This window comes from Dysgonomonas sp. 521 (genome assembly GCF_010501055.1).
GTDB lineage: Bacteria > Bacteroidota > Bacteroidia > Bacteroidales > Dysgonomonadaceae > Dysgonomonas.
This window is the reverse complement of the sequence record NZ_QVMO01000166.1, coordinates 1-4,197: the sequence shown is the minus strand read 5'-3', so window position 1 is coordinate 4,197 and position 4,197 is coordinate 1. Positions and strand designations below refer to the sequence as shown.

The 4,197-nt window shown below is 34.3% G+C and carries 5 protein-coding genes; 3 read left to right on the top strand and 2 right to left on the bottom strand.

The features are described from left to right. Nucleotides 1–328 precede the first annotated feature (328 nt). Nucleotides 329–1,654, bottom strand: a complete 1,326-nt coding sequence (locus D0T84_RS21490; RefSeq protein WP_163309980.1) for an ATP-binding protein — start codon at nucleotides 1,652–1,654, stop codon at nucleotides 329–331. A 434-nt stretch (nucleotides 1,655–2,088) separates the two neighbouring features. On the opposite strand from D0T84_RS21490, the gene D0T84_RS21485 reads away from it, so the two are divergent. The 3 genes from D0T84_RS21485 (at nucleotide 2,089) to D0T84_RS21475 (ending at nucleotide 3,552) form a co-directional block, all read left to right on the top strand. Further along, nucleotides 2,089–2,325: a hypothetical protein gene (locus D0T84_RS21485; protein WP_163309979.1), complete on the top strand. Its 237-nt coding sequence runs from the start codon at nucleotides 2,089–2,091 to the stop codon at nucleotides 2,323–2,325. A gap of 98 nt (nucleotides 2,326–2,423) precedes the next feature. Then, the gene (locus tag D0T84_RS21480) at nucleotides 2,424–3,020 is read left to right on the top strand and encodes a DUF3987 domain-containing protein (RefSeq protein ID WP_163309978.1); all 597 of its coding nucleotides are present in this window, start codon (nucleotides 2,424–2,426) and stop codon (nucleotides 3,018–3,020) included. 121 nt (nucleotides 3,021–3,141) lie between these two features. Further along, entirely contained in the window at nucleotides 3,142–3,552 is a 411-nt protein-coding gene (locus tag D0T84_RS21475; RefSeq protein ID WP_163309977.1) for a hypothetical protein, read from the top strand. A gap of 81 nt (nucleotides 3,553–3,633) precedes the next feature. Here D0T84_RS21475 and D0T84_RS21470 read toward each other — a convergent pair whose 3' ends face one another. Then, nucleotides 3,634–4,149, bottom strand: coding sequence for a tyrosine-type recombinase/integrase (locus D0T84_RS21470; RefSeq protein WP_163309976.1), 516 nt, complete (start codon nucleotides 4,147–4,149; stop codon nucleotides 3,634–3,636). Nucleotides 4,150–4,197 lie beyond the last annotated feature (48 nt).

Below are 4,197 nucleotides of genomic sequence, written 5' to 3'. Positions count from 1 at the left end.
GTTGCTTTCATCAGGCTCAATCTGTACGTAAAGATAGATTTGCAGTACTGGCTCGACAATCCATTCCTTGAACCTCCTGAACCAGCTCCCGAATATCGGCAGGGGGTCCTTTTTCCAGAATATAGCTGAACCATCGCCTGAACATATTTGCAAGCCGGCATTTGGAAATGCTATTTTTATTTAGGACAGTATTGATTTTCTTTCTATTCCTTCAATGTCCAAAGAGGTTCCTGGCGGATTCGAACCCTATTTCTTATGCGCTGATAATCAGAAAGTTATATTTTGAAAATCTGTTATTCGACCAATTTTCGACCAATATTTATTGTTATTACATATCGTCCAAAGTTAAGCACTTAGTTTCAATTTCGTATTTGAAAAGTGCTTTTTTTCTAATCGCTTCTACTTTCGCATTAAATAATTCAGGCTTAAAATTTTTACGCTGTCGTTTCACTTCACCAACTAAAGCTCGTTTATCATCCGCATAGATGCCTACAATATCTATTTCGTTTTGTTCCGTGCTTTTCTTTCCTTCCCACCACGAGCCGATGTTGCGGAATTCATGGCTTTCCATCATCTTTTGGCGGAAATACATTTCAAGAGTTAAGCCCGAATAGGTCGGATAATCTTTCTTTATGATATCAGCTAATAAAGGTAAATTCTGTGATTCTATTAAATCATTGTATTTGATGAAATACCTAAACCAAAAACGTAAGAACATATCGGATATCTCATAGCGCACCGTTTGAGTTCCTTCTTTTGCGAATATTGGGCGCTTCTTCTTAATCAATTCATAATCTTCTTCTAAACGCTTTAAATGCCCTGTGACACTTGTATCTCCCAAAGCTTCTTCTATTTCTGGGATTGTATTCTTTCCATTCGCAATGGCGGTAAGAATAGAAAAGTAGTTTCCGTATTTACGTCCAAACTCTTGGATAAGTAAAATATTTCCCTCGCTTAAAAATGGAGATTCAGAACGTATCATAAAATCAACCATCGTTTCTATATCGGTTGCCCCTTGATTCATGAATAGCTCGATATACTTTGGTACACCACCAGTAAAGGTATATAATGCCAACAGGTCATCGTTCGAATAATCAGATTTATAATCTTTAAGAATATCCTTAATTACATTTGTAGAGAAAGGAGACAACTTCATAAGACTATCTGCACGACCATACAAAGGTTCTTTGTATTCTTTAAAAATACGATTCATCAAAGTATAGACTGAACCGCTTATTATCAGGTTTACATTCGTCTTTTTTCTGTATCTATCCCAAATGTCTTGTATTTGGCTATAAACAACTTTATTGATGTAAAAGAACTCTTGAAATTCATCTATAATCAGGTTGTATTTCTTTCGCTCTCCCAGTTCCATTAAAAAGGTAAACAACCGAGCAAAGCTTGTTTCTTCGGGAACAAATATATCAAACTCACGCACTATCGTTTCTGCAAAGCTTTTGCAAAGAGCAGCTTCGTTTCCACGATTTACAAATAAATAGACTGTATCTGTTCCTTTGCAACTTTCTAATATCAGACTTGTTTTGCCAATACGCCTACGTCCTGTCAGTACAGTCATTTGAGAATGCTCCTTGAAGGATAAATCTCGCATTTTGCTCAATGCTTCCAGTTCTGTTTCACGATTATAAAACTTCATATCAATCTTTCTTTTAAATATCACAACCGTAATTATCACGGCTGTTATATTTGCAAATGTAATGCATAAATTTGAGAAGAACAACTATTAGACTTCTGTTTTCATCGTTAAGGTTTAGATGTTCGCTAGCAATCATCAACTACCTGCAAATTAACCTTTTGACATATATGCTATCGTATAAATATATATTGTACCAAACCCAAAATGTTAATAAAATTAACGAGAAAATATACCTGAGATGATTATTTTACATTTTTTCACACGATTCTAATCACCTCATGTATATTATGTTATTTTACCGTTAAAAACATAAGGTACTCATATTAAAGAATTTAAACAAAAAAAATGTTACACTAATTCTATTTACGTTTGCAAAACGAAAAGAAAGTAGAAGAAAAAAATAACATTATTCCAATAATTTTAATTTTTAAGCAATGGATAGAATTATAGTAACAACACCGACAGAGCTTGAAAGTATCATAGAAAAGGTATTTGATAGGAAAATTGTTTCCGAAGAAAAAGTCGAAAAGACATATAGTATCAATCAGGTGGCAAAATTACTTGGTCGCTCTCACAAGAAAGTTTCCGATTTAGTAGCCCTTGGTGTACTGAAAACAACTCCTGACAATCGAATATTCGAAAGCTCGATAAGGGCTTACAATAATAAATAATACACGACAGCGGTTGTGTAATTTCTCAATCAATTTATTTCTTTCAACATGCTAAACGCCATCTGTGATAAGTGGCGTTTTTACTAAAATGTAAAACAATGAAAAACACAACTCCACCTAAAATAGTTCAAGAATATCTTGAGAATTTCGGGCTTGATAAATCCGAATTTCCTGTACATATATTCCCTAAACAGATTCAAGATATTATTCTTTCCACGAACGAATGTATTGATTACCCAATTGATTATATAGCTCCATCGCTATTTTTCTCATGTGCGGTAGCCATCGGGAACACCCATAGTATTGAAGTAAAAAAAGGATGGGAAGAAACCGCAATCTTATACATGGCTATTGTTGGCAGCCCGGGTATAAATAAAACGCATCCTCTTGCATTTGCGATTTCTCCTTTGTTAGACAAAGATATAGAAGCGAATGAAGTGTATAAAAAGGCTATCGCTGAATATGACCGAATTGCCAATATGTCAAAAAAGGAAAGGGAGGAAGAGGGGATTTCTGATTTCCCTATTGAACCACAGTTGAAAAAGTATGTCGTTTCCGACATCACACCAGAAAGCCTTTCTTCTATTCTTAGCATCAATGCGAGAGGCATAGTATATTATGCAGATGAGCTAGCGGCTTGGTTTAACAACTTCAATCGGTATAACAAAGGTTCTGAAGAGCAAACAATGCAATAAAATGATAAGACAATAATATGCTTTTATAACAATATCATATTATGATAAAACGACATTATTACAATATGATAATATCATAAAAATACACCAAATGAATATTCACTCTAAAAATATACACCCAATGACTAAACTTATCAGAACACTCATTCTTTTTCTCTCTTTTGTTATATTTTCATGTAGTAGCGATAGTGACAACAATGGGGATATAACAAGTAAAACCTACAAAGTTCGCTATGAAGCATCTTGCGATAACCCAAACACGACACTTCGCATCCTATACACCACCAAAAATGCAGATATAGAACACATTTCGGAAGACGCCAAAGAAGTATTTGTTAAATCTCCATTTTCGACAGAACTTGAAATGCAATACGGCGATTATTGCTATATCTCGGTATATGCCAATGGCGATGACAGAGAAACGATCTCTGATGAATTAACCTTTACTAGTTCTATTTTTGTCGATGGAATTAAAAAGGCAGAGACAAGCAATAAAACCGTTTCGGTATCTTATTATATTTTGACTGATTAGATAGAATCGCTATACCAATCAATAAATATCATTTGAGAGGATATACCAAAAATACCTCTCAAATGACATATAATTAATATTTTAGGCAATCCACTTATTTAGCATCTCCCGAATAATATCCTCATCATGTAGATGCGTGTATATATCTTTAATGTCATTACCCTCTGCATGCCCCATCATCCGTTCTGCAATATTATCTTGAATCCCTTTTCGGGCAGCAATTGTTCGGGAAGAATGTCTGGCTCGATGAAATGTTATTTTCTTTTCAATATTTAGGTCTTTCATTATCTTTTTCAGATACCTATTGCTTACTTGATTGGTAATAGGTATAAAAATTTTCTGGAAATCTTTTCCTGTACCTAAAAGCTCTTTAACCTTATCAGAAACAATAGGTATTTTATAGTCCATCTTATTTTTTACCCTTCTATTACAAAGAAGTAGATATTCTTTTTGGTCAATCGTATATTTCTTAAGGTCTGCATAAGTCACAGTATCAATTTCTGCATACGAAAGACTTGTATAACAACTGAAAAGAAAATTCCGTAATACTTGCATAATCCGGAGCATCCCCACCCAGTAATCCGGTTCTAAATCCATTAGAAATCGGTTCTAAAAATCTGCCATTCCGGCAGATATCCACCCAAA